The organism is Psychrobacter sp. P11G3, from assembly GCF_001435845.1.
Taxonomy (GTDB): Bacteria; Pseudomonadota; Gammaproteobacteria; order Pseudomonadales; family Moraxellaceae; genus Psychrobacter.
In genome coordinates, this window is record NZ_CM003596.1 from 2,236,232 (window position 1) to 2,262,077 (window position 25,846).

Here is a 25,846-nt window from a genome sequence, read left to right on the forward strand (position 1 = left end):
ATTTAACGGTATTAAATACTTTCATTTTCGTTCTCTTATACTCTCTACTTATGATGCCAATTATGTCAGATATGCTAAAAACCGAGTCAGACCTTTACAATGATACCCAATCTTATGCGCATCTGATCACTGAGCGTCATGCGATGGTCAAACCGCACACGCACCATCCATATCAGCTCGGTGCTAGCTTATACATGCCTGCGACTCGCCAAGATATTTGGCAAGTTATCAAGCGGGATAAATTACCGACGATCAATAGTATTATTATCTGTCTAGAGGATGCGGTCAGTCAGCAGGATGTAGAGTTGGCGCTTGAGCGTTTGCGCACCCTGCTGGATACTTGGGCTGAGCATGTGAATAGCATTAATGCGCCATCTAAATCGGCAAAGATTCACGCTCAGCATCCGACGCGTCCACTGGTCTTTATACGTCCACGTAGCCCGATGATGCTACAGCAATTGGCTGACTATACCCATATCGATCTTATCGATGGTTTCGTCATGCCAAAAGTTGATATGTATAGCCTATCTAATTGGCGCATGGCTTGTCAGAACCTAAAAGTAGATCAACTACTTATGCCGACGCTCGAAACCGCAGCGCTATTCAATCCGCATCACAATCAGGAGCTTGCCATCGCTTTTAAAGAAGCGTTTAGTCAGCCAGTTTTTGCATTACGTATTGGTGGTAATGACTTATTCGCAGCATTGCGCTTACGTCGCCCAAAAAACAGTATTGTCTACGACTCGCCTATCGGTACGTTGGCTTATCAAATGCTAGGCTGTTTTGTGCCGCATGGTTTTTATCTTACCGCGCCAGTATTTGAGTACTTGGATCAGCCAACACTGTTTATGCAAGAGCTGAACCGAGATGTCAGCTTAGGGATGGTGGGCAAAACTGTCATTCATCCAAGCCAAATCGCCCTAGTACAGCAAGCTTACTGTGTACCACTGAGTACATTGGATGAAGCGCAAGCGATCCTTCACTCTGAGGCCAAAGCGGTATTTAAGTACAATAATACGATGCTAGAGCCTGCGACACACCGTGCTTGGGCGACTGAGATTGTCAATCGTGCAGAAGCCTTTGGAACCATTGATGACGGACATAGCCAATACAGCTCACGAATGTAACTGTTATCGCCGATAATGGCTGTCTGCCATTTAACAACTTACACCATTTAAAAAGCCGCTATCAAATACAGGTAGCGGCTTTTTTATATAGAGATTTGCTTAGGTTTTTCTATAGATATAAGGCTTTAAAGCTCTCGAACAGTATCTACACTAAGCACAACTTTCCAAAAACTGACGAAGTACTTGGTTCACTTGATCAGGCTCTTCTACTGTCGATGTATGACCCGCACCTTTGATAATAGCAAGCTTGGACCCAGCGATAGCAAAATGCATGCGTTCAGACTTAGCATAAGGCGTGGCGGCATCTTCATCACCTACCACAATCAGTGTCGGCGTTGTAATCTCACCCAACTGCTCATAAGTACCTGTACGCTCAATCACGCCCATTGTTGCTTTGACCACACCGCCCTTACGATTGCTTTGTAACATCGTTAGCCACTGCTTACGGTCAGATTTGCGCAGTTTGTCTGCCAAAAACGTACTGCCAAACATAATTGGCATCACCTTATTACTCACACGCTTCATACCTAACCAGCGAATCGCTTTAACCAGCTTGCGATACTGAGGTATATTTTTTGGATCTTCAGGGTCAGCAGAGGTTTCTAACAGCGTTAATGACAACAGCAACTCAGGGCGTTTGAGCGCGATACGTTGAGCCACGAACCCGCCCATAGATAGCCCAACAAAGTGACATTTATCAATACCAAGCGCTGCAAGTAAGCCAAGCGTATCTTCAGTCAGCGTCTCCATATCATAGCCAGATTTGGTAACTTGCGACTGACCTTGCCCGCGAAAATCAAAAGCAATACAACGATAGTCTGTTTGAAAATGCTCCACTTGCTTATCATACATCTGTGAGCTCCACAGTAGACCGTGAGCAAATACGATAACGGGCTTTTGTGTGTCGTTCGGTGCGCTGTCTTCGTAATAAATATCAGCGTTATTTACAGTGATAGTTGGCATAACCACATCCTTGTTTGATCAATGAAAAGTTCGAGCGTACCCTTGTGTCTTTTACGACTCTTTTACGCTCAACCTGGCATATTAGCATAATCCATTAGCCCCTTAGGTCATAGCCTTTTTACGAACCAGTCGTTTTGTCCCATTAGCTAGCATCAGCTTTTACGATAAAATAGTGAAGTTTACCAGTATATAGATGTGTCTTAAGCGCCCACAAAACACGCTTTTATAATCATAGCAAGCTGCTATAGTAATCAGTATTGAACCATTTTTACCTTTATCTCAAAGTATTGTCATTGATATAGAATATTAAAACAGTCATTTAAAATAAGGAAATCTCAAATGTCACAGTCTCTCGTCGATTATCAAGTTGAAGGGCACATTGCTACTATTACCTTTAACGATCCAAAAAGCTTAAATGCCTTTGGCACACCCTTAAAAAACCAAGTCTTGATAGCGCTAGATAAAGCGGCCGCAGATGATCAAGTACGGGTGATTATTTTACAAGGGGCTGGTGGTAATTTCTCCAGCGGCGGCGATATTAAAGAGATGTTGTCTGAAGGATTAGACAAGGATATTGTTTCAAACAAATTAAGAGGCATGGTAGAAGGCGCAGGCGAAGTCAGCTTAAAGTTACGTCATATTCATAAGCCGATTATTGCCAAATTAGAAGGCGCCGTAGCTGGTGCTGGCATGAACTTGGCGCTTACTTGTGACTTCCGCATTGCCGCAGACAATGCAAAGTTTGTACAAGCATTTGTTAATATTGGCCTAGTTCCAGATGCAGGTGGTATTTACTTATTAAACCAATTGGTAGGTGCAGCAAAAGCCACTGAGCTTGTAATGCTGGGTGATAAACTGAAAGCAGAAGACATGGCGCGCTTAAATCTAGTGAACAACGTGGTGAGTATTGACGAGCTAGAAGCCACCGTCCAAGCATTGGCGCTACGATTGAGCCAACTACCAGGCAAAGCATTGGCCGCTATGAAAGAGAGCTTCAATGTACACGCCTTCGCTGGTTTGAGCGCGGCGTTAGATACGGAAGTAGAACAGCAGACCGTAATGGCAAAAACCGATGACTTTATCGAAGGGGTTAGCGCCTTTATCGCAAAGCGTAAGCCTGTATATCAAGGTAAATAACAAGATAAACAATGATACTATCAAAAAAGGGCTGCCAATATGGTAGCCCTTTTTTTGTCAATATCTTTAATTAAGAAGCGGACGCGGGTTTAGAATGATGAGGTAAAGTAAATATCTTGTCAAAAATCAGAGTAAACGTAAACGTATAAACTAAGAAAAATAGCAGTAGCGCCACTTCCATCATAAAGGCTTTTACTAGACCAACATCGTACCAAATCATATAAAGTGGCAAGCAGATCAACACCAGCCCACCCTCAAAACCAAAAGCATGAACACTGCGTATCCATAACGTGCGACGTACAATACGTCTGCGGCGTTCCCACGCTTCAAAAGCGGTATTATATATAAAGTTCCAAACAACGGCTGCTACCGACATCATTATGGCGATTGGTAAGGATTCTGATGCGTCACTGTGACTGAGTTTCATCAATATAAGGGTAGATAAGATAATCGCGATAATTTCGAAAGCGGTCACATAAATTAAGCGACGTTTAAGCGGTGATAAGGTCATCAACCAAGACTCCAAAGCACCTGTATTTAAACAGCAAGGTGCGTATCAAAGTATCGGTCCGTCCCGAGATAGAAAAGATAAAGGAAGTACAGAGCCACGGTTTCCGCCTGCACTTATATTATACAGAAACAAAACTCAAAAATCAGTGAGGACATTTGTAAACAGGCGTAAGCCGTTTTATTGACGGTTATCGTCTGTTTTAGCCGGACTATTTTGCCGGTAGACCCCATTTATTGGTTTCGGGCTTGGTATCACTCGCTAGAAATACTAGCAATATAATAGAGCCTATCAGTGGCACTATCCCTATCAAAAACCACCATCCTGAGCGGCTAGTATCATGTAAGCGGCGGATAGTCACGGCAAGACCAGGCAGAAATAAACCAAGTGCCGCTACTATGTAAAATAAACCTGTCTCTGAGCTGAATATTAATGCGTCTAGCAGCATTGCAACGATCATCACCCCCATTTGCACTAGAAAAAAATACCAATACTCTTTACGGCGCGCACGGCCAGAAAAATTCGTGTAATTTCTCATGCCCTTTTTAAACCAGTCAATGATGCCGTAATTTACTTCAGCGCTATGATTGTTAGCCATCGTAGATCTGGGCAGTGGCGGCGGAGTCGCTTTATCACACTTAATATTATTTTCCATAGGGCTTTTTATCTCAGTCGTAAAAAGTAGAAATCGTCAGTGAAAGTTATCAACCATTGGTTTTGATTATAGATACTCAATAAAAGTTTGTAAATGAATACTAGTTTGCTTAGAGTCATCAATAAAAAACCCCGCATCATGACGATACGGGGTTATTCTATTATTAAAACTTAAAAACGTTTTGCTTAAGCTGCAACCAAAATTAGGTTAACTGGGCGACATTAATCTTGTCTGCTTCTTCAGTATAGTCTTCCATACGGTCGAAGTTCATGTATTGATAGACTTCATCACCCATGCTGTTTAGCATGCCAGCATACTGCTGATACTCATCGTTAGTCGGCAATTTACCAAGTACCGCTGCGACTGCTGCAAGCTCTGCAGAAGCTAGGTATACGTTAGCGCCTTGACCTAGACGGTTCGGGAAGTTACGAGTTGAAGTCGATACCGCAGTAGATTTCGGTGCGATACGTGCTTGGTTACCCATACATAGTGAACAACCTGGCATTTCAGTACGAGCACCGGCTTGTGCATAGATGTTGTAGTAACCTTCTTCCATCAACTGGCGTGCATCCATCTTAGTAGGTGGTGCAATCCATAGACGAGTCTTCAGGCTACCTGCTGGTACGTCTTGTAGCAATTTACCAGCGGCACGGAAGTGACCGATGTTGGTCATACATGAGCCAATGAATACTTCATCAATGGTATCACCAGCCACGTCTGCTAGCGTTTTTGCATCATCTGGATCGTTCGGGCAGCAAAGGATAGGCTCTTTGATTTCGCTCATATCGATAGTGATGTCGATAGCGTATTCAGCATCGTCGTCAGCACGCATGAGGCTTGGGTTAGCCAACCACTCTTGCATTTGCTCGACACGGCGGCTGATGGTACGTGCATCGCCATAGCCTTCTGAGATCATCCACTTAAGCAGCGTGATGTTTGAGTTTAGGTACTCAGTCACTGATGCTTCAGACAAAGTGATGGTACAACCAGCAGCACTACGCTCAGCTGAGGCATCAGACAATTCAAACGCTTGCTCAGCGGTCAAATCTTCTAGGCCTTCGATTTCAAGAATACGGCCGTTGAACTCGTTGATTTTACCTTTCTTATCAACCGTCAAGTAACCTTCTTTGATCGCTTGATAAGGGATAGCATGTACTAGGTCACGTAGGGTGATACCAGCTTGACGCTCACCAACAAAACGAACACGAACAGATTCAGGCATATCAAGTGGCATCACACCAGTTGCAGCTGCGAAAGCAACTAGGCCAGAACCCGCTGGGAACGAGATACCCATTGGGAAACGAGTATGCGAGTCACCACCAGTACCAACGGTATCTGGAAGTAGCATACGGTTCAACCATGAGTGAATGATACCATCACCTGGACGTAAGCTTACGCCGCCACGGTTCATGATAAAGTCAGGTAGTGTGTGCTGAGTCTCAACGTCAACTGGCTTTGGATAAGCGGCAGTATGACAGAATGACTGCATCACTAGGTCTGCTTGGAAGCCCAAACATGCTAAGTCTTTTAGCTCATCACGCGTCATCGGACCAGTCGTATCCTGAGAGCCGACAGTCGTCATCTTAGGCTCACAGTACATACCTGGACGTACGCCTGTCAGGCCACACGCTTTACCAACCATTTTCTGGGCAAGCGTAAAGCCTTTACCAGTATCAGCTGGCTCTTCTGGCTTAGCAAAGATGTCTGAATGACCAAGACCCATATATTCACGAGCACGGTTAGTCAAACCACGACCAACGATTAATGGAATACGGCCGCCAGCACGAACTTCATCAAGCAATGTTGGTGAGTTTAGTGAGAACGTTGATAGTACTTCATCAGAGTCATGCTTAGTGATTTTGCCTTCGTACGGATAGATGTCAAATACATCACCCATGTTTAGGTTATCGACTGCAACTTTTTCGATTGGCAATGCGCCAGAATCTTCCATCGTGTTGAAGAAGATAGGAGCGATATTGTTACCAAGTACTAAACCGCCGCCACGTTTGTTTGGCACGTTAGGGATATCTTCACCCATCAACCACAATACTGAGTTGGTTGCAGACTTACGGCTAGAACCAGTACCAACAACGTCACCAACATAGGCTAGCGGATGGCCTTTTTCTTTCAGTGCTTCGATTTGCTTCATTGGGCCAACAACGCCCTCTTCGTCAGCATTGATGCCGTCGCGAGAGTTTTTGTGCATGGCTAGTGAATGCAATGGGATATCAGGACGGCTCCATGCGTCTTGCGCAGGTGATAAGTCATCCGTGTTGGTCTCGCCAGTTACTTTAAACGTCGTGTAAGTGGTTTTCTTTGGTACTTCAGCACGGTTCAAGAACCATTCTGCGTCAGCCCAAGACTGAATCACTTCTTTAGCAATAGTGTTGCCAGCTTCTGCTTTTTCAGTCACGTCATTGAACGCGTCAAATACTAGCAAAGTTTTCTTTAGTGCTTCAGCAGCGTCTTGTGCAACTTCGCTATCATCTAGTGCAGCAACTAGTGGCTGAACGTTGTAGCCACCTTGCATAGTGCCTAGAATTTCAACGGCTTTTTGTTTGCTGATAAGTGGTGATGATGTTTCACCCTTTAAGATAGCAGCTAAAAATGCCGCTTTAACGTATGCTGCTTGGTCAACACCAGCAGGGATACGGTTTTCTAATAGGTTCATCAAGAACGCATCTTCGCCTGCAGGCGGGTTCTTTAATAATTCAACCAACTCTACTACTTGTTTTTCATTTAGTGGTAGGGGTACAGTTCCTAGCTCAGCACGTTCTTCGACATGTTTACGATAAGCTTCTAACACAATAGTCGTCCTCGTCAGTTGGGGTGTAGCACATTACGTTGGTAGTCAGTATGACTGCCTGCGTCTATATACTATATGAAATAATTATCCGTGCAATCATAGCTTAAAACGCTTTAAATGTTAATGGCTCAGCTCTGAAAAGGCGCATAGTAAGGCCATATTGAACATTTATTATAAAAATAGTGCCATCAATAATATGATTGTAGCGCTCATTATAACTGGCATTTGCCTGATTACGCTTATCAATAAGCGCTTGCTTTATGACTGAGCAGACACCATATGACTGATATACGATTTTGTAAGAAACAACTTCGATAAAATTTCGCTTAAAAAAATGTAGCAACTTAGATTTATTAATAGTCGATGTATTAACAGTCGATTTGGTAAAAACATTTTGGTGTAAACATTAAGGACGACGATATGACTGATAGCAATACGGACAACAATCCTAACTATGACAATGGTCTCAAGGTACGCACTGAGGTCATGGGTGAGCAGCATGTCAAACGCTCGCTTGATGCGGCCACAGGATTTACCCAACCGCTGCAAGACTGGATTATTGAACACGCTTGGGGCAGCACTTGGCAAGATGACTCAGTATTACCACGCAAGTATCGCTCATTAATCACTATTGCCTTTTTAATTGCTCAAAAAAGCCCAAATGAGTTGAAAGGTCATATACGCGGTGCCATTAACAACGGGGCCAGTGTCGCCGAGATTAGAGAAGTGCTCATGCACAGCTTGCCGTACTGCGGTGCACCTGCTACTCAAGAAGCGTTTCGCGCTGCCATAGATATACTGAATGAGTTGGAAATCGATATAGATATTTAAAACTATGGTCGTCCGAGCAATCATAGTAATCTTAACAATATTGTTTAAAAATTGACGTCCAAATTTCTGCTATAATATCTCCACTCATAAAACATTCTGATAATTCCATAAACCCTTATAATATAAAGGGTTAAGAGATAACTCCATTATGACAACTGCCGTACAAACACATGTACCTGCTGCTAAGGCCAAACCAAAAAAAGCCATCCAAGGCGAAAAGCTGCGTGGCTATGACAAAGTTGCCCGTATCCCAATTAAGGTGATCCCGACTGTCGAGGCAAAGAAAAAGCCTGATTGGATTCGGGTAAAAATGTCCTCGCCTGCTGAAGTCGCTCGTATCAAAGCAACCTTGCGTGAGCAAAAGCTTTATACCGTTTGTGAAGAAGCGGCCTGCCCTAACCTGCCACAGTGCTTCGCTGATGGTACAGCCACCTTTATGATTATGGGTGATATCTGTACGCGTCGCTGCCCGTTCTGTGATGTAGGCCATGGTCGCCCTAATGAGCTAGACAAGGATGAGCCGCGTCATACCGCTGAGACAATTCAAGGTCTACAGCTTAAATATGCCGTAATTACCTCTGTCGATCGTGACGATCTAAAAGACGGCGGTGCGGGACACTTTGTGGAAGTGCTAAACGAATCAAGAGCACTTAGCCCAAACTGCTTGATTGAAATCCTAGTACCAGATTTCCGTGGTCGTATGGATATTGCATTGGATTTATTGACAGAGACTGCACCAGATGTGTTTAACCACAACATCGAAACCGTGCCACGTCTATACAAAGCCTTCCGTCCAGGTTCTGACTATCAGCATTCGCTAGATTTGCTTAAGATTTATAAAGAGCGTCGTCCTGATATCGCCACCAAGTGCGGCTTTATGGTTGGTCTTGGCGAGACAGAAGAAGAGATCTATGCGCTACTCGATGATCTAAAGGCTCATGATGTAGATATGATCACTATCGGTCAGTATCTACAGCCTAGTAAAAACCATGCGCCTGTCGATCGTTATGTCCATCCAGACGAGTTCCAACGCTATATGGACTACGGTAAAAAGATTGGCTTCTTTAGCATTTGGGCAGGTCCAATGGTACGCTCAAGCTACTTTGCAGATCGTCAATACTATGGCGAAGATTGCCCAGCACCTATCCGTAGCAAAAAAGCATTAGAAGCTGAAGGCAAACTTGGCTGCTAATTTAGTAATAAAGTGATGCGAAAATAATTGTGAACAGCAGTCGCTAAAACATTTCTTAAGAATATTAAAAAGGGTGAATAACAAATTTGTTATTCACCCTTTTTTTGAGCTTTGTTAGACTTACGAAGGATTAAACCTAACGCTTTACACGGTTAAAGTTGGCGTCGGCTTTCCAGCTGTTTTTATATTGAATGCAGCAATACCAAGGACGATCACACCACCTGCGATACCAGTCGTAATCTCAGGATAAATCAATAGTAAAGCACCAATAGCTAAGATGACACGAGTCACCGTATTCATACCGCCTCTGAAGTACCCTTCAAGTGCCGAGCTCAGCGCAATGACACCAGTTACTGAAGTCACTACTACGGTAATAATATCTACAATAGGTGGCAGTGGGAAATCTTTTGCTGTAACTGCCAAACCGGTTGGATCTATCATCAACATCGTTGGATTATAGATAAACATGAACGGCACGATGAATCCCGCGAGGGCAAGTTTGAGGGACAAGAACCCTGTCTTCATCGGATCACCACCGGATATACCTGCACCCGCAAAGGCTGCAAGACACACAGGCGGTGTAATATTGGCAAAGATACCAAAATAAAAAACAAACATGTGCGCTGACAAGATTGGAATATCAAAACCGGCCAATGCTGGCGCAGCCATCGTCGCCGTAATGATATAGGCAGGAATAGAGGGTAATCCCATGCCCAAAACCATTGATGCCAACATCGTTAAGATAAGCGTAAAGAATAATGATCCTGCACCTAACGTGACGATAGATGACGTCATCACCGTACCAAAACTGGTCAGACTCACCACCCCAATGATAATACCAACGACCGCACAAGCAGCCATAACCGCTAGCGACTGGCGCGCACCATCTTCTAATGCACCTAAAATATCAGAAAAACTCATGCGCGTTTCGGCACGTAGCATACTGATCACAACGGTAAAGCCAATGGTATAAGCTGCTGCATATCCCACAGGTACGTTTCTGATTAATAAGAAAATCAAGAAGACAATCGGCAATAGCATATGACCGCGGGCTTTTAATACTTCTTTTACCGCTGGTAAATTTTCTTTGGCGATACCTTTTAGATCGCGACGTCCAGCACGGAAATGCACCTGCGCAATGACCCCTAAATAGTACAATATCGCTGGCAATAATGCTGCTAAGGCAATCGTACTATACGGCAAGCCTGTTGTTTCAGCCATAATAAAGGCACTAGCACCCATAATCGGAGGCAAGATCTGTCCACCAACCGAAGCACTGGCCTCAACTGCACCTGCGAAATCTTTGTGATAGCCGACCTTTTTCATCAACGGAATGGTAAAGGCACCCGTACTAACCACATTTGATAACGCAGAGCCATTAATACTGCCCATAAAGCCACTAGAGATGACCGCTACTTTTGCAGGGCCGCCCTTTTTGTGACCTGCGATGGCCAATGCCAAATCATTAAATAACTGCCCCATTCCTGAACGTGCTAAAAACGCACCGAACAGAATGAATAAGAAGATAAAGGTGACCGATGCCCCAATCGCAACAGAGTATAGACCTTCCGTTTTTAAGAATAATTGACCAAAGATATCACCCATATCATAAGGGCGAGTCAGCAGCCTATCGGGCATAAAATCTAAATGACTGACAAATGGATAGGCCAAAAATATGCCGGCCAAGATTGGCAAAATCCAACCAGTGATGCGGCGACTGCCTTCTAACACGCAGACTACCGTAATCAAAGAAAATATCACATCGACCTGATTGGCCATACCGCCACGCGAGGTGACGATGTCTTGATACTCATAAATGAGATAGCCCATACCGGATAGAGACAGGGCAAACCAAATCCAGTCATACCATGCCACTCGTTTGCGACTGCTTTTTTTGCTGGCTGGAAAAATTAGGAATATCAATGCAAAACCAACACCTACATGCACAGAGCGCTGTAACAATGCTGGCATTGGATTAAAAGTGATATATAAATGAAACAGTGAATATAGTATACAAATGCCAGCGATAAAATATTTTACTGGTCCTTGAGTGATATGACGCGTGATTGACTCTCGGTCATATTTTTCCAATACTGCTCGGTTGACCGCATCCGCCTCAGCATCGTTATCAACTTGAGCATCTGGCATGGTAGTCACACTACCTTGATCCGTCACTTGGGAGTTCATGACAAAAGTCCTTTTTAAATCTATCAATTAAATCATACGTCTTAGGCATGATCACCACTTCAGAATAGTCTGGCACCCACTGGTGAATCAAGAAAAGATGACCACCATAATCCATTTCACCTTTGGTCAGTCTAGATACGACCCAATTCAGGCGAGGCAGTTTTTCGTTGATTTGATAACCCAGATAGCCAGGCTTTTGTATAGGAGCGAGCATTTCGGTGGAGGGTGTCCCCGCACCGAACGCTTCAAAATAGGTCGTGGTCAATAACAGCTCCGCACCTTCTGTACTGCTGCCGTCTATGCGTTGATACTGCTCTTCCCACCACTGTTTTTCTACAGAATGTATCCAACGTAGCTGAAAGTCAGGCTCAGTGAAGTAACAAACCTTATCATCAGCACCGTCTACGCCTGCGACTCGCACTTCAACGACAGACTGAAGCGTAAAGCCTAACCATAGCGTAAAAAAAACCAGCGCTGCAATAAATGCCGCGCCAGTTGATAACCATAATGAATTACTTAGCTGCTTGTTCGTCATAGTACTTTTTAGCTCCAGGATGGATTGGGGCTACCATGCCATCACGAGCGGTTTCTAAACTGATATCATTGGCCGCTTGGTGAGCTGTTTTTAGACCATCTAGATTATCAAACAATGCTTTGGTTAGTTTATAACCATCCGCTTCAGATAGGTCAGAGCTAACCAATAATGCATTCATGATTGCGGCAGTTGGTACGGCTGTTTCGTTGCCATAAGTGCCAGCAGGAATCTCAAAGGTTTTGAAGTAAGGCTTGGTCGCGATGATTTCTTTTAGCTTGTCTTGGTTGATAGTGACAATCTGTAAATCTAAACCTTGCTCTAACTCCATCAACGATGAGTTTGGTAGGCCACTACTAAAGAATGCCGCTTCGATCTTACCTGCTTTCATACCATCAGCAGCTTCAGCAAAGCCTAGATAATCAACGGTGACATCATCATATGTGATACCAAACCCTTCAAGTAAAGTACGAGCATTCACTTCTGTACCAGAACCTTGATCGCCTACCGCAATACGCTTGCCTCGTAAATCTTCAATGTTTTTGATACCAGATTTTTTCGAGGTCACGATTTGCACCACATTAGGGTACAAAACAGCAATCTGCTGAATGTTAGTGATTGGCTGCTCAAAGTTGTTTTTACCTTCGACAGCATCCGTCACCACGTCACTTAGTGCCAAGACCATGTCGACCTTGCCTTGGGTCAATAGATTGACGTTTTCGACTGATGCGCCAGTGGTTTGAGTTTTTGAGTTTACGCCAAAGGTTTTGACATAGACTTCAGACAATGAAGTACCAATGATGTTGTAAGGGCCAGACGCACCGCCAGTAGCGATGGTCAAAAACTTAGTATCAAGCTTATCTGCTGCAGTATCTGTTGCCGCGCTATCTGCAGATGCAGTATCACTGCCCTCTGAGCTTGGAGATGAGCATGCGGTTAGACCTAGCGCAGCACTCAACATAGCTGACAAAAGTAATGGGGATTTTAAAGAATTAAGCATTGAATTCATCCTTGAAGTGGTCGATTTTGTACGTTTAACAATATCCGTATTTATACATAAATACGTTACAGACGAGTAATAATATAGTAATTCTGTCAATAAATAAACCTTAGCTTACTTTCTCTTTTTCTTTCAATACCTTATATTTAAAGCTATCAGAGAAAATATAGGGCATTCATTAATTAAGCTAACATATACGTATGTTTTGCTATGCGAAACAAAGTTCCATTTAATAAATATTAAAACAAAAATTGTCGCTATTGTAAACCTTTATCGATATCTGGAAAATATCGTCATATCGCATTATTTCTTAGGAATTTTTAGATATAGCAAATTAATAAGGACTCTCGATTTATAACTATCTCTATTTATAACTATAAGGACAAAAGTTCTGCTATATTTTATCTGAGCTATTTTTTGGTTCAGGATATTACATGGCACTAGTCTGTGTCTCTCTTTTATTAACCCATTCGGATAGTCCTTATGACAATACCTCACACGGAAGTACTGGCAACGTTATCTGCTGATATTGCTATCATCGGTGGCAGCGGTCTCTACCAAATGTCATCACTGACCAACAAACGCAGTGTGACAATACAGACGCCTTATGGCAGTCCATCTGATGATATTGTCTTAGGTGAGCTTGAGGGAGTGACAGTCGCATTTCTAACACGGCATGGTCAGGGCCACAGACTGACCCCGTCTGAAGTGCCTTATCGAGCCAATATCTATGCGCTAAAAACGCTTGGGGTACGCTATATCGTCTCCGTATCAGCAGTTGGCTCTCTACGAGAATCGCTTAAGCCACTAGATATGGTCGTGCCTGATCAAATGATCGATATGACCAAGCAGAGAGTGAGTACCTTTTTTGGTGAGGGTGCCGTCGCTCATGTGTCGATGGCTGAACCACTATGCACTGCCCTAGCAAACATCTTGACGCGCGCTTATGACCAAGCAGATATTGCAGAAGGTACCAGTCATTCTAAAGCAACTTATGTCTGTATCGAAGGGCCTCAATTCTCAACTCGAGCAGAGTCAGAATGGTATCGTCAGATGCAGGCAGACATCATTGGCATGACCAATATGCCAGAAGCCAAATTGGCACGTGAAGCCAGTATTGCTTATGCCACGTTAGCTCTGGTGACAGACTTCGACTGTTGGCATCCGACGGAAGAAGCCGTGAGTGCCGACTATGCTATAAAGAACCTATTAAAAAATGCGGATAATGCTCAAAAAGTGATACGGGAAGCTGTTGCTTTGATTGCTGCCGAACTACCTGAGTCAATCGCTCACAATGCCCTTGCACAAGCATTAGTCACACCTATAGATGCGATGGACGAACATACCAAGATCAGACTGGCCGCCTTACTAACGTGATTGTAATGCGTCTTTTCCATTTTTAACTAAATACTTTCAATCGGTTTAGTCTTAATCTGACTTCAATCAAGTCAAAAAAGGCCATTATCTAAATTAATGGCCTTTTTTATAATTTAGCATGTATATTTAAATTTATACTAAATACATCACTTTAGCATTAGCAACAACCACCTGCACCAGATGCTAACATCATAGGTTGATTAAACGGCATTAGCTCACCGCAGCCCGCAAAAATACCGTAGTGACGACTGTCATCACCGATAAACTCAAAATGCGGCGCAAAGCGCGACTCTTGCAGCATGCGAAACGTATTGCCACATACTGGGAATACCCGACCAGCTTCGATAGCATGATGTTTATCTAAATCAAACCGATGCGGGGACTGCTCGATAGTTCCTTTATATATCACCGCTTGTCCATGATCTTCGCAAGCATCCTCAAGCGAGTCGATTTTAAATAAGCGGTAAGTTGCAGAGAAAAACTGAATATCACCAATTTTGGCTGCCAATGTAGGATCTGTAATCTCAAGTGGGCGATCTTCAACCAAACGTACGTCTAAGAATCCTGCATCTCGTGACAAACGGTTAAAATCCTTCCAATACAATGCACCGCTCAAACATTCACCATATAAGACTGGGTCATCAATTAAGTGTTGCGGGATACGGCGATCGGCATAGACGTCAGAAAAATAAAACTCCCCACCAGGTTTCAGCAAACGCTGCACACTGGCCATGACCGAAGCTTTATCTGGTGATAAATTGATAACGCAGTTTGAGACAATAATATCGAAGCTATTAGCTTCAAGGTCTAGTTCATCTAGTTTCTCGATATAGCCATGTAAAAACGTCACATTGTCATAGCCAAAATTCTCGACATGATAAGCTTGGTGCTGTTTGGCAACGGCTAGCTGCTCATCGGTCATATCAACACCGACTACGTGGCCACTCTCGCCAACTAATTGTGCTAGTGCATAGACATCTCGGCCTGAGCCACTGCCCAAATCTAAAATTCGGCAGCCTTCGAGCAGTGCTGGACATACCAGACCACAGCCATAATAGCGATTCAATACTTCATCGTGAATGTTTGCGAGTAATGGCTTGAGCCACTCAGGCATATTGCTAATATCACAACAAGCCGAAGTCTTTAAATCATCGGTACTCTGTAACTCTTTACCATAGTAATTTTGCACGACGTCATGCATAACAATATCCTTATTGAATGTGCCATCCAGTTAAAAATCTTAGTAAACCATTTTAGAATATACAACTACGTTAGTGAGTTTATTAATCTATTTGTCAATTATCCGTTATCAGCTATCAGTCGTTATCGACTTTGGTATTGAGTTGAGAATCTAGCCAGCCTGACGGCAAATGTACTAGATCTTTAGGCTCATCAATATCAGGTAAAGGGTCGAATAGTGCAAGTGTCCAACCTAATGTGGCTATACGCTGCTTGGTGACAGCAGCAACACTAGGTGTACTCCAAACAATGTCCGAAAACAGGCTTTCATCAACTCGCTTAAACCCTAACAGTACATACCCACCATCAGTCGCTGGAATCATGACCGCATCGTGTTGATTTAGCTGCTGTATCGCTGTCTGAATACGTGCTGTCGTAAGACTAGGACAGTCCGTACCAATTAACACAACCTTGTCAAAATGTTGAAATACGCGCTGACTGGCTATCGACATACGCAAACCCAAATCACCATCGGTCTGCATAGAGCAACGCAGTGAGCTAGGTAAATCAAGCGCCTGCCAGCATGGATCTGTTGGTGCTGGACTCACACATAGCTCAACGGAAAAGCCTGTATCAACGGCCTGCTCAATACTATGCAGTAATAGTCGCCTTGCCATACGTGCAGCACCATCTACCCCTAGCGCTGGCTGCAAACGAGTCTTTGCCTTATTAGGCGCTGGATACTTTGCAAAAAGAATGATGCAGGTATCTTGCTGTTTTGCAGATGAATCAGCTGTCACTATAACGGTCTCTCAATTAGTCAAATGCACGAGGACGAACTCTTTCTTATTTTGTCTATCATATTTATAAATCAAACAATCTCACTACTTATGGTAGCGTTGCTTTAAAACGTTAGGCGATACGCCGCGCCAATAATCAAAGCGTAAATGCCACATCAAGAAAATCGTCCGCCATGTACCATGCTGCTGCCAACGCCGCGCAGATGTTATGACTTTGCTTTTTAGACAAGCTGGTCGAGCAAGTTTCTTTAGCCGTTTACAGAGCTCGATATCTTCCATCAATGGCTGATCAGGATAGCCACCAATCTGCTCGAACACGGACTTTTTAATAAAAATTGCTTGATCACCAGTGGCTATACTTAATAGACGTGAACGCTTATTTATCATTAATCCGACAATGTTTAACAATGGCTCATGACTATCTAAATGAACATCAAAACGTCCCCAATCGTACTGAGCTATTGCCTGCTGAACGTTATCTATCGCATCAGCTGGCAGCTCGGTATCAGCGTGTAAAAATAGCAACACATCACCTGTTGCTAACATAGCGCCCGCATTCATTTGCTGTGCGCGCCCTACCGTAGATTCGATAATATGCCAATCAGTGATTAATTGAGCAGTCTCTATACTTTTGAGCACACTGTTGGCGATAGCAACCGAGCCATCTACTGAACCACCATCGACCAATATTACTTGCTGCGGTGCCGGATCGAGACGGACAATATGAGCCATAAGCTCAGGCAAGTTGTCCGCTTCATTTAATAATGGAACAATAATTGATAGGTTCAATGGATATACCGTCACGTTATCAGCGAGTAAGATTAAAAACTGGCTTATTTTTTATTCAAATTCCAGTTGTAATCGGTATAGCTTACTTTTATCTTGCCTTGTTTGAGATCTGCTGTCTGAGCTTTACTCAATCCTAGTGACGAGCTGTAACGACCCAAAAACCCTGCTAAATCTTTGGTGCCACGCCAGTTGGTTGCAAAATCCTCTTTATACCATTTAAAAATTGGTGATACTTTAAGCGTATCGCCTTTAAGACTGTTGCGGCTACTGTCTGCTAAAAACTTAGACGTCGCCTGCTCTAACTGACTGTCTAAACGCTTGCCGGTAAAGGCATCATCTTGTAATGCAGGGCAACCGATACTGGCACAATTGACCGCAAAGTGAATGCGCGGATCGTTGTAGCGTTTAGAGCCACGAATGAGATTGTGCTCGATATCATCAAGTGAGCGCGTCTTACCGAGTACCGAAACGAACTCTTGCTTCCATGGTGACCCAAACAGTCCGCCGATATCTTTGATAGATTTGACGTTTGGATATTTCGTCAATACCAAATCAACCGTACCAGCGTTATAAACGTTGATTAAAAATGCCAACTGCTCATTTTTACTCCAACGATTGAACTCTGATTGAGATACCTTGCTTGTCGCTTCCAGATAGCTTGTCAGCTTACTTTGATCTGCTTTCATGCCAGCATAATTGACCACTGAAGCTTTGCCACCGTTGGTCATAGTTACATGCTTACTTAGTAAGCTATCCCAGCTCTGATGGTTGAAGTCAGCATGAGCAGCCACGCTTGCTAATAAAATAGTCGTGGCAATCACTGGTTGGGCGAACAACGTTTTCGCTGAAAAATTAAATACCGACATAAGGCTTACTCCGTTTACACTGATTGTTTTTTATCTAAATTTTTATGTATGCTAAAAGCACCTATGTTTAAAGTGTTTAGGCTTAAAACATAGGTGCTTATATTAAAAGCACTTACATTAGAGCGGCTAAGGCGTGTCTGCTAACGCTGGCTCTACTGGCTCTTCTTCTAACGCGCCGCCACAACTACTGCCCTGTCCTGCTGTACAGCCATAGCAGTGGTCGGCAATGGCAATGTCATCACCAGACGGGTTTTGCGTTAACAAATCACTTAGGCGTTGTCGTGACTTGTTTGGTACAGGTATCTCTAACTGCTGATTGAAATCACAATCAAACAGCTCACCTAACCAATTGACACTAATGGTCGAACGGCACATGACCTCGGCCAGATTAGCAGCCATATAATTGGCTTTGAGCAAATCCATATACGGGTGGAACTGTTTTTTTGCCAATAGCACCGCACCAAACCGCTGAATTGGCATATTTGTTAGGGCAAATAGATGATTAAACTCGATGTCAAAGTGCGCTTTTAGCTCACGCTTGTAATCGGCTTCAAGCTGCTGTTGATTGGGTGGCAGCGTCGCACCTTGTGGGTTGTAAACCAAGTTTAATGTTAAATTTGAATCAAGCTTGCCATACCCCAGCTGATTGAGCTTCTGTAATCCCAATATGCTGTCATCAAACGCACCTTTGCCGCGCTGCTTGTCTACATTTTCTAGGGAATAACAAGGCAAAGATGCCACCACTTCCACTTGGTTATCTGCCAAAAACTGCGCCATATCCTCATAGCCCTCTTCCATCAGAATGGTCAGATTACAGCGGTCTATTACTTTGACACCTAATGCCCGAGCGGCCTTGACCAAATACTTAAAATCCTCATGCATTTCAGGCGCACCGCCGGTCAAATCAAGCGTATCGATGTTTTGTGCTTGTAATACCTTCGGTATCAGCTCGACCAACTCACGTGACATCATCTCGGTACGATAAGGGCTTGCAGCCACATGACAGTGCACACAGGACATATTGCATAAGTAGCCCATATTGACTTGTAATATCGTCAATTGGCGTCGTTTTATCGCTGGAAAATCAGTATGCTCAAGTAGCTCGATAGTTGATTTCATGGTGGTCTAAAATCCTGTTAGCAGTACAACTAAAAAAGGATAGCAACGTGACATTAAAGATTAGAAAACAAAGTTAGCGCATTGCTTTTACTGTTTATTTTTAAGATTTACAACGTAAAACCCACTTGCTCATTTTACGGTTTATCTAATCAATCATACCTGATTATCAATAAGCATTGACAACTAATCACATGGATTTTATGGTTTATTCCAAATGAGCATTAACCTTCGTTAGTTCTTATCGGCTTCAATGAAACGCTTATCGATATATTTCTTGAGATGCCATACCCATCGACCTTGTAGATTTACATTACCCCAACTACCAATGGCGTATTTATTACCGCAAGACAGTAGATATAACGTACGCGATTTTGGCTGATAACTCTTCATTATGCTCTCTTTTAGATAAGCCAATAAATTATCGGCTTCGACAGCACCGCCATGCACTGAGTGAACCCCCGAGTGCGCCACGTATTTATCGACTCGTGTCGCCACATCACCAACCGCAAACACATTAGGATGAGAGACGCTCTGTTGCTTATCGTTTACCGCGACAAACCCATCACCTTCGATTTCCAAATCCGTAGAAGCCGTCCATGCCGAGCCTATGACGCCAGTCGCAGCGATGACAGCATTTATGAGCAATGATTTATGCGTAGTTGATAATTTGCCATCATGATAATCGGTCGCTCGTTCTCGAACTATCGTAATGTCATGACGATGTAATTGCTTAATAACCCGCTGTCGAAAGTTTGAGTTAAACCCTGACAATAGATTCTCACCGCATACTAATGTCACCTGATGATTACGATTGATGTTCCGTAGCGTGACTTGGGCTGCCATCACCAACTCTATTGCCGCAGCGCCTGCCCCAATAATAGCCAATTGATACTTTTCAGACTGCTGAGCGGCTTTTAGAATCCGCTGCCATTGCGTGATAAATGTTGACAACGGTCGTATGGCAATCACGTTAGTATTAGCAGCGCCAGTATTGTTATCGTCATTATCGCTTCTGTACTCGTTGTAGCTATTGTGGTCAGGTAGCCAACGCATGTCTGTATCTGCGCCCGTATTTAGAGACAAGACATCGTAGTCAAAATCCGTTTGTTCATCGCCAGTCGTAACCACCTTATTTGACGCTGCGTTTACTTGTACAAGCGATTGCTGAATAAAGCGCACACCTGCTCGCACACAAAGCGATTTGATATCAATACTGATATCATGCAACTGATAATGCCCTGCCATCCAACCCGGTAACATGCCAGAATATATCGTTTGCGGTTGCTCACTAATTAAGTGAATGTCCGCATCTATAGTATCGGCATCTTTTAAACGCGCTGCGCTAAGTCGGCGTAACATGCCAATGTGAGCATGACCTGCGCCTGCCAATAGTAATGTCTTTTTCGATGAAAATTTCGTCATAGATGATTTTATCAAGGCGGTTGGTTGCTGTTAGTGTTTGATCGAATGTTGATTGATATAAATGACTTTAAAAACTCATTTAAAAGTATCATATAAATAAGACCAGTCTGTTGCGGGCAAACAGTAAGAGCGTAAATGGCTTGTATGTGGCTTATATAGACTCAGCGATAGTCACTGCGTCAACCGTTATTAGTAGAATGAGATTTTGTATAACTGAATTAAAATCATAAAATAAGGTGAAATTATTTATCATCGCCCAGTACAATAGGACATTATAAGAGCCGCATGATAAATTGCGCTGCTTGACCCATTATTTGAGAAACATCGTCAAAACCGTTAATGAAAATTATAAGTAATCAAGGAACATTACATGAGTACCAATATCGATACCAGTAACGATCACATTTTGTCTTCTGACAATATTCACTACTTGCATCATGACTTTTTTGAGCCAAGTAGCAAAGACGTCGAGATTAGCGCGACTTTACTGATTGTGCATGGCATGGCAGAGCACAGCGGGCGCTATAGCGATTTTGCACAGTTTTTGGCAGATAATGGTATCGCTGTGGCGACTTATGACCATTTGGGTCATGGACAGACTATCAAGACTGAGGCCGATCTTGGGTTTTTTGGTGAAGAGCATCCGGTACAGTCGTTACTAAAAGACGTGATTGTGATGGCCGATAGCCTAAAAGACCGTCATCCAGACGTCCCGCATTTTGTGATGGGTCACTCGATGGGCTCATTTATCGTGCGCAATGTACTTAAACATCATGCGCATAATTTCACAGGCGCCATTCTAATGGGTTCCGCAGACGCCAACCCACTAGCTAAGGTGTTATTACCTATTAACAAGCTACTCGCCAGAGTCGCCCCAAGACAACCGAATACAGTTTTTGCCAAGGTGATGAACAAAGTCCTTAACAGCCAACTACCTGATCGCAATTCGTCCTCACAGTTTGCGTGGCTCAGTGAAAATACTGCAAACATTGAAGCCTATGAAGCCGATCCTAAGACTGGTTTTGACTTTACCAATAATGGCTTTATGACATTGTTTACGCTTATGGATACTGGGCTGAATAAAAATTGGGCTACTACTATTGCCAAAAACTTCCCAATGCTATTTATCAGCGGTGAAGATGATCCGATTGGCGAAATGGGTCGCGGTATACGTAGGGTTGTCACGCGTTTGGACAAGCGTCATTTCAGTCATGTCGATATTCAGCTGTATCCTAATATGCGCCATGAAGTGCTACATGAAAAGGATAAACAGACCGTTTATCAAGATATTTTAGAGTGGATAGAGACCAACACGACAGACGATTAAATCATGATAAATGAGTTGTTTTGAGAGGATACCTGAAAACAACTCATTCAATATTGTCACAATAAGACCCTCAACGTGTTTGCTAAAAGCGGTCAAATTAGCGACAATACGGCAAGCAAGTTTTTGGACCAAGCCATACCTTGAATTTTCTTTAGGCTGGGTCATATAAGTCTTTAACCATAACATTGAGATCACCCTCCCTTTCATTCATTTTAGGAACCTTTATGTCATTACAACAAACCATCGAACAAGCATTTGAAAATCGCAACGAATACAGCCCAGCCAATATGCCACAAGACGTGCGTGATGCTATCAATCAAGTACTTGAGCAACTAGATAACGGTAGCCTGCGCGTAGCAGAAAAGAAAGATGGCGAATGGGTTGTCAATCAGTGGGCCAAAAAAGCCGTATTATTGTCTTTCCGTCTAAACGACAACTACGTCCAAGCTGCTGGCGAACACGTACAGTTCTATGACAAAGTACCAACTAAATTTGCTAACTGGACCGAAGCACAGTTTAAAGAAGCAGGCGTACGCGTTGTACCGCCAGCTGTCGCGCGTAGAGGTTCATTCATCGCAGCAGGCGCAGTATTGATGCCGTCATATGTCAACATCGGCGCATATGTCGATCAAGGCGCGATGGTTGATACATGGGCGACTGTTGGTTCATGTGCTCAAATCGGTAAAAACGTGCATCTGTCAGGCGGCGTTGGCATCGGCGGCGTATTAGAGCCATTGCAAGCCAACCCTACTATCATTGAAGACAACTGCTTCATCGGTGCACGCTCTGAAATCGTTGAAGGCGTTATCGTTGAAGAAGGCGCTGTCATCTCTATGGGTGTCTATATCGGTCAATCGACGCGCATCTATGATCGCGAAACTGGTGAGATTCATCGTGGCCGTGTACCAGCAGGTTCTGTTGTCGTACCAGGTAGCTTACCGTCAGAAGATGGCACGCACAGCTTGTACGCTGCTATCATCGTGAAGAAAGTTGACGCGCAAACTCGTGCAAAAACATCAGTAAACGAGCTATTACGCCTAGCCTAAATATTTGGCAAGTACCGTTGTTTATTGAATAATATTGTTTTATATGAAGATGCTGGAGGATGACTCTAGCATCTTTTTTGCAGCTTAATATAACGCGTTACGTTATAATCCTCTTTTAGTTTGGCTTTATACAATCACAAAATCATTCGTACCATCCCCTGCCTTTTTATTACGATTGATAAGCGCTTCATCGCCTTGTCGACCTTTAACTGTATTTGAAATATTATGAGTGAATCATCATTACGCACCGCTGCTATCCCTGTCACTGACCCTGAAGCAGGGTTACGTCTGACTGAGATTTTTTATTCTTTACAAGGTGAGGCAATCACTTCAGGCTTGCCGACGATATTTGTGCGTCTAACGGGCTGTCCGCTGCGCTGCGTCTATTGTGATACCGAATATGCTTTTACTGGCGGCGAACGTCAATCATTAGAAACCATCATAGAAACCATCAAGGGTTATCCGTGCAAGCGCATCTGTCTGACTGGCGGTGAGCCGTTAGCACAGCCAAATGCCATTGAATTGATGAAACGTTTGCTGAGCGATGGGTATGAGATATCCCTTGAAACCGCAGGCGCGCTCACGGTAGAAAACGTGCCAGCAGCAGTCAGTAAGGTAATGGATCTCAAAACGCCAAGCTCAGGCGAAGTCGATAAAAATCTATGGTCAAACCTCGACTATCTCACTCAGCATGACCAAATCAAGTTTGTCATTATGAATCGTACAGATTACGATTGGGCAAAAGCTAAATTGACCGAGTATAAGCTAAATGAACTGGTCGGTACTGTGTGGTTCTCTCCAATGTTTAATGTCGCAGACGATGTCGATGAACAGCTCAGCCCTGAAGTACCTGTATTGGCGCGCGAGCTAGCAGAATGGATGTTGGCTGATGCCTTACCAGTTCGCTTTCAGCTGCAATTGCATAAGATCATTTGGGCAGATGCCAAAGGCAAGTAACTATCAGCAAGTAACAAACAAAAAGTGTGAACACGTTGAATGCCATGGATAAGGTAGCGGTATGATCAAACTCATTTTATTGGGCTTGTTAGCAGGTGCGTTTTTTAGCTCGACATTTATCTTAAATGAGCTTATGAGTAGCGCAGGCGGACATTGGTTCTGGTCAGCGAGTCTACGCTATGTCTTTATGCTATTGATTATTACTGCCATTATTGCGATACAACATGGCTTTGGTCGTGTTAAAGCATTAATGAAAATTTTTCTTCAGCATTGGGGTTTTTGGTGTATTACTGGCAGTATTGGGTTTGGACTTTTTTATACCGGTATTTGCTATGCCGCAGATCATGTTGCGGGATGGGTGGTAGCGGCCACCTTTATGTTTACCGTCGTCGCCAGTTTGCTTGTACTATTGGCATTTGGTCAACGTTTTGATAAAAAATTCATCGTATATGCTGTCATTGTCTTTATCGGTGTGGCGCTCGTCAATATCAGTGAAGGTCTGCATGCTGCTGCTATAACCGACACCGTCCCCATGTCTGACATGCTGCTCTACGGTGCACTACCCGCTCTTATCGCAGCTTTTAGCTACCCAATTGGCAACCAGCTGGTTTGGCAGGCTTCTCATAATGCCCGCGAGCGCAATACTATATTACAGAAGGCAGCAGAGTTGAACGCTCAACGAGCTAGCATCAGTGTTGGTATTGATATTAATGAGCAGAGTAAACCGCTCATATCTGAAGCTTATGATTTACCAACTACGACATATGATGTTACCGACCTCGATAGCGTACTTCAAAGTGACAACACTGCGGCAACCTCATCCCTACAAAATCTAATTGCTCGTATTCCTTCTATCGAAACCACGCTACTGCAAAATGCTTTTAACAAAGTTTGGCTAATGACTCTCGGGTGTTTGCCATTTTGGCTGTTTTTGGGCATTATAGTGCGCCCTGACCAGCCCTACCCCTCACAAATAATCAATACGTTGCTCGTTGCTCTATTGGCAGGCGTGGCAGCGACCACTATATTTTTGTATGCGCGCGAGCAAGCTGTTACTTCAAGCGAAGTTGCAGGCGTTGACTCAACCCAAGCCAGTGAGGTTATCTTTGCTTTGATTGGGGGTATATTATTGTTAGATAATGCCATACCTTCGGCAATGGGACTGGTCGGTATAGGGCTAATTATTATAGGTCTGATATTCTTTGCAAAAGATGGTTAAATGGCACAATAACACTACACCCATTTTCGTCAAATTTATGCATTGAATAGCCCCCTAAAAAACACCTATCACTTTGATGATCTCGATTTGGCACTATAACCATGGGTAATGCTTTGATTTTTCCTGATATTCTATTATATTTATTGGACATGGTTGGCATTGTTGCCTGCGCGATTGCAGGGACTTTGCTTGCGCAGCATAAAGGCTTCGATATCGCTGGTTGTATTCTGGTAGCGATGGTCAATGCCATCGGCGGTGGAACATTGCGTGATATGGCTCTCGACCGTCATCCTCTATTTTGGATGACTGATCTTAATTACGTGATCGTTATCACGGTGACCTCCCTTATCTTACAAATATTCTTTCACCTTTATCATAAGATTGATAATGCATTGAAACTCTTTGATGCCATTGGGCTAGCTGCCTTCAGTGTCATTGGCTTTAAGGTGGCCTTAACCCTAGACATGTCTCCCCTTATTGCTATTATGATGGGTGTCTGGACTGCCATTATCGGTGGTTTGCTACGTGATATCATCTGTAATGAGATTCCGCTAGTGCTACAGCGTGAGATTTATATTACTGCCAGTATCGCAGGGTCTGTGACCTATTTATGCTTACAGTATTTCGGAGTGGGCGCCAGTCTCAACGAATTTATTATGCTGTTTGTTATCTTTGCAGTTCGTATGCTCGCGCTCAGATTCGACTGGCATCTACCTTCTATTCGACTCGTAAACTGATTAATTGAGCAAGACTCTGCGTAGATAGCCTTTGTTTGACTGACAATAATTGAAAATAGTGAGAATTGCC

At 43.5% G+C, this 25,846-nt stretch carries 23 protein-coding genes; 10 read left to right on the top strand and 13 right to left on the bottom strand.

The genetic code is table 11. The annotated features are described in order from the left end of the window. The first annotated feature begins 62 nt into the window (after positions 1–62). Complete coding sequence (locus AK824_RS08925; RefSeq protein WP_227511148.1) at positions 63–1,127, top strand: HpcH/HpaI aldolase/citrate lyase family protein; 1,065 nt, start codon at positions 63–65, stop codon at positions 1,125–1,127. A 150-nt stretch (positions 1,128–1,277) separates the two neighbouring features. Here the strand turns inward: AK824_RS08925 and AK824_RS08930 are convergent, their stop codons facing one another. Then, positions 1,278–2,090, bottom strand: a complete 813-nt coding sequence (locus tag AK824_RS08930) for an alpha/beta fold hydrolase (protein ID WP_057760852.1) — start codon at positions 2,088–2,090, stop codon at positions 1,278–1,280. Between the two features lie 339 nt (positions 2,091–2,429). Between AK824_RS08930 and AK824_RS08935 the strand changes: the two genes are divergently transcribed. Further along, positions 2,430–3,227 carry an enoyl-CoA hydratase/isomerase family protein gene (locus AK824_RS08935; RefSeq protein WP_057760854.1) on the top strand — a complete coding sequence of 266 codons (798 nt, stop codon included), beginning with the start codon at positions 2,430–2,432 and terminating at the stop codon, positions 3,225–3,227. A gap of 70 nt (positions 3,228–3,297) precedes the next feature. On the opposite strand, the gene AK824_RS08940 is transcribed toward AK824_RS08935, so the two are convergent. From AK824_RS08940 to acnB, 3 genes are all read right to left on the bottom strand, one after another. Further along, positions 3,298–3,738, bottom strand: coding sequence for a PACE efflux transporter (locus tag AK824_RS08940; protein ID WP_057760855.1), 441 nt, complete (start codon positions 3,736–3,738; stop codon positions 3,298–3,300). A 208-nt stretch (positions 3,739–3,946) separates the two neighbouring features. Further along, the gene (locus tag AK824_RS08945; protein ID WP_082624615.1) at positions 3,947–4,390 is read right to left on the bottom strand and encodes a DUF805 domain-containing protein; all 444 of its coding nucleotides are present in this window, start codon (positions 4,388–4,390) and stop codon (positions 3,947–3,949) included. Positions 4,391–4,592: 202 nt separating this feature from the next. Next, positions 4,593–7,196 (bottom strand): bifunctional aconitate hydratase 2/2-methylisocitrate dehydratase, encoded by a 2,604-nt coding sequence (acnB, locus tag AK824_RS08950; RefSeq protein WP_057760857.1) that lies wholly within the window; start codon positions 7,194–7,196, stop codon positions 4,593–4,595. Positions 7,197–7,616: 420 nt separating this feature from the next. Between acnB and AK824_RS08955 the strand changes: the two genes are divergently transcribed. After that, entirely contained in the window at positions 7,617–8,027 is a 411-nt protein-coding gene (locus tag AK824_RS08955) for a carboxymuconolactone decarboxylase family protein (RefSeq protein WP_057760859.1), read from the top strand. 148 nt (positions 8,028–8,175) lie between these two features. Further along, positions 8,176–9,219 (top strand): lipoyl synthase, encoded by a 1,044-nt coding sequence (gene lipA / locus AK824_RS08960; RefSeq protein WP_057760861.1) that lies wholly within the window; start codon positions 8,176–8,178, stop codon positions 9,217–9,219. 144 nt (positions 9,220–9,363) lie between these two features. Here lipA and AK824_RS08965 read toward each other — a convergent pair whose 3' ends face one another. The 3 genes from AK824_RS08965 to AK824_RS08975 are packed head-to-tail and all read right to left on the bottom strand — an operon-like array spanning position 9,364 to position 12,938. Continuing rightward, a complete protein-coding gene (locus AK824_RS08965; RefSeq protein WP_057762540.1) occupies positions 9,364–11,367 on the bottom strand; it encodes a TRAP transporter permease in 2,004 nt (667 codons plus the stop codon). Positions 11,368–11,377: 10 nt separating this feature from the next. Continuing rightward, on the bottom strand, positions 11,378–11,941 hold the full coding sequence (locus AK824_RS08970; protein ID WP_057760863.1) for a DUF1850 domain-containing protein: 564 nt from the start codon (positions 11,939–11,941) through the stop codon (positions 11,378–11,380). Then, entirely contained in the window at positions 11,919–12,938 is a 1,020-nt protein-coding gene (locus tag AK824_RS08975) for a TAXI family TRAP transporter solute-binding subunit (RefSeq protein WP_057760864.1), read from the bottom strand. Before AK824_RS08975 ends, AK824_RS08970 begins: the two co-directional genes overlap by 23 nt. A 483-nt stretch (positions 12,939–13,421) precedes the next feature. Between AK824_RS08975 and mtnP the strand changes: the two genes are divergently transcribed. Further along, positions 13,422–14,315 carry an S-methyl-5'-thioadenosine phosphorylase gene (gene mtnP / locus AK824_RS08980; RefSeq protein WP_057760866.1) on the top strand — a complete coding sequence of 298 codons (894 nt, stop codon included), beginning with the start codon at positions 13,422–13,424 and terminating at the stop codon, positions 14,313–14,315. 157 nt (positions 14,316–14,472) lie between these two features. On the opposite strand, the gene AK824_RS08985 is transcribed toward mtnP, so the two are convergent. The 6 genes from AK824_RS08985 to AK824_RS09010 all read right to left on the bottom strand — a co-directional run bounded on the left by AK824_RS08985 (position 14,473) and on the right by AK824_RS09010 (position 20,490). Next, positions 14,473–15,516, bottom strand: coding sequence for a methyltransferase domain-containing protein (locus AK824_RS08985; protein ID WP_057760868.1), 1,044 nt, complete (start codon positions 15,514–15,516; stop codon positions 14,473–14,475). Positions 15,517–15,631: 115 nt separating this feature from the next. Continuing rightward, positions 15,632–16,294, bottom strand: coding sequence for a TIGR04282 family arsenosugar biosynthesis glycosyltransferase (locus tag AK824_RS08990; RefSeq protein WP_057760869.1), 663 nt, complete (start codon positions 16,292–16,294; stop codon positions 15,632–15,634). 84 nt (positions 16,295–16,378) lie between these two features. Continuing rightward, complete coding sequence (locus AK824_RS08995) at positions 16,379–17,083, bottom strand: TIGR04283 family arsenosugar biosynthesis glycosyltransferase (RefSeq protein ID WP_227511149.1); 705 nt, start codon at positions 17,081–17,083, stop codon at positions 16,379–16,381. 44 nt (positions 17,084–17,127) lie between these two features. Next, complete coding sequence (locus AK824_RS09000) at positions 17,128–17,949, bottom strand: DUF547 domain-containing protein (RefSeq protein WP_057760873.1); 822 nt, start codon at positions 17,947–17,949, stop codon at positions 17,128–17,130. A 126-nt stretch (positions 17,950–18,075) separates the two neighbouring features. After that, positions 18,076–19,068 (bottom strand): arsenosugar biosynthesis radical SAM (seleno)protein ArsS, encoded by a 993-nt coding sequence (gene arsS, locus AK824_RS09005; RefSeq protein ID WP_057760874.1) that lies wholly within the window; start codon positions 19,066–19,068, stop codon positions 18,076–18,078. 231 nt (positions 19,069–19,299) lie between these two features. Continuing rightward, on the bottom strand, positions 19,300–20,490 hold the full coding sequence (locus AK824_RS09010) for an FAD-dependent oxidoreductase (RefSeq protein WP_082624616.1): 1,191 nt from the start codon (positions 20,488–20,490) through the stop codon (positions 19,300–19,302). A 370-nt stretch (positions 20,491–20,860) separates the two neighbouring features. On the opposite strand from AK824_RS09010, the gene AK824_RS09015 reads away from it, so the two are divergent. From AK824_RS09015 to AK824_RS09035, 5 genes are all read left to right on the top strand, one after another. Then, entirely contained in the window at positions 20,861–21,817 is a 957-nt protein-coding gene (locus AK824_RS09015; protein WP_057760879.1) for an alpha/beta fold hydrolase, read from the top strand. Positions 21,818–22,041: 224 nt separating this feature from the next. Then, a complete protein-coding gene (gene dapD / locus AK824_RS09020; RefSeq protein ID WP_057760881.1) occupies positions 22,042–22,863 on the top strand; it encodes a 2,3,4,5-tetrahydropyridine-2,6-dicarboxylate N-succinyltransferase in 822 nt (273 codons plus the stop codon). A 225-nt stretch (positions 22,864–23,088) separates the two neighbouring features. Next, positions 23,089–23,820, top strand: coding sequence for a 7-carboxy-7-deazaguanine synthase QueE (queE, locus tag AK824_RS09025; protein WP_057760883.1), 732 nt, complete (start codon positions 23,089–23,091; stop codon positions 23,818–23,820). Between the two features lie 61 nt (positions 23,821–23,881). Then, entirely contained in the window at positions 23,882–25,039 is a 1,158-nt protein-coding gene (locus AK824_RS09030; RefSeq protein ID WP_057760885.1) for a multidrug resistance efflux transporter family protein, read from the top strand. Positions 25,040–25,140: 101 nt separating this feature from the next. Then, positions 25,141–25,776 carry a trimeric intracellular cation channel family protein gene (locus AK824_RS09035; protein ID WP_057760886.1) on the top strand — a complete coding sequence of 212 codons (636 nt, stop codon included), beginning with the start codon at positions 25,141–25,143 and terminating at the stop codon, positions 25,774–25,776. Positions 25,777–25,846 lie beyond the last annotated feature (70 nt).

Bases quoted from the DNA above. Each gene is read 5' to 3' on its own strand.
- AK824_RS09010 (WP_082624616.1), bottom strand. From the start codon at position 20,490: ATGACGAAATTTTCATCGAAAAAGACATTACTATTGGCAGGCGCAGGT.
- mtnP (WP_057760866.1), top strand. From the start codon at position 13,422: ATGACAATACCTCACACGGAAGTACTGGCAACGTTATCTGCTGATATT.
- dapD (WP_057760881.1), top strand. From the start codon at position 22,042: ATGTCATTACAACAAACCATCGAACAAGCATTTGAAAATCGCAACGAA.
- AK824_RS08955 (WP_057760859.1), top strand. From the start codon at position 7,617: ATGACTGATAGCAATACGGACAACAATCCTAACTATGACAATGGTCTC.
- AK824_RS09035 (WP_057760886.1), top strand. From the start codon at position 25,141: ATGGGTAATGCTTTGATTTTTCCTGATATTCTATTATATTTATTGGAC.
- AK824_RS08935 (WP_057760854.1), top strand. From the start codon at position 2,430: ATGTCACAGTCTCTCGTCGATTATCAAGTTGAAGGGCACATTGCTACT.
- AK824_RS08975 (WP_057760864.1), bottom strand. From the start codon at position 12,938: ATGCTTAATTCTTTAAAATCCCCATTACTTTTGTCAGCTATGTTGAGT.
- AK824_RS08925 (WP_227511148.1), top strand. From the start codon at position 63: ATGTCAGATATGCTAAAAACCGAGTCAGACCTTTACAATGATACCCAA.
- AK824_RS09030 (WP_057760885.1), top strand. From the start codon at position 23,882: ATGATCAAACTCATTTTATTGGGCTTGTTAGCAGGTGCGTTTTTTAGC.
- AK824_RS08970 (WP_057760863.1), bottom strand. From the start codon at position 11,941: ATGACGAACAAGCAGCTAAGTAATTCATTATGGTTATCAACTGGCGCG.
- AK824_RS09000 (WP_057760873.1), bottom strand. From the start codon at position 17,949: ATGTCGGTATTTAATTTTTCAGCGAAAACGTTGTTCGCCCAACCAGTG.
- queE (WP_057760883.1), top strand. From the start codon at position 23,089: ATGAGTGAATCATCATTACGCACCGCTGCTATCCCTGTCACTGACCCT.
- AK824_RS09015 (WP_057760879.1), top strand. From the start codon at position 20,861: ATGAGTACCAATATCGATACCAGTAACGATCACATTTTGTCTTCTGAC.
- AK824_RS08985 (WP_057760868.1), bottom strand. From the start codon at position 15,516: ATGCATGACGTCGTGCAAAATTACTATGGTAAAGAGTTACAGAGTACC.
- AK824_RS08965 (WP_057762540.1), bottom strand. From the start codon at position 11,367: ATGCCAGATGCTCAAGTTGATAACGATGCTGAGGCGGATGCGGTCAAC.
- AK824_RS08930 (WP_057760852.1), bottom strand. From the start codon at position 2,090: ATGCCAACTATCACTGTAAATAACGCTGATATTTATTACGAAGACAGC.
- AK824_RS08940 (WP_057760855.1), bottom strand. From the start codon at position 3,738: ATGACCTTATCACCGCTTAAACGTCGCTTAATTTATGTGACCGCTTTC.
- arsS (WP_057760874.1), bottom strand. From the start codon at position 19,068: ATGAAATCAACTATCGAGCTACTTGAGCATACTGATTTTCCAGCGATA.
- lipA (WP_057760861.1), top strand. From the start codon at position 8,176: ATGACAACTGCCGTACAAACACATGTACCTGCTGCTAAGGCCAAACCA.
- AK824_RS08945 (WP_082624615.1), bottom strand. From the start codon at position 4,390: ATGGAAAATAATATTAAGTGTGATAAAGCGACTCCGCCGCCACTGCCC.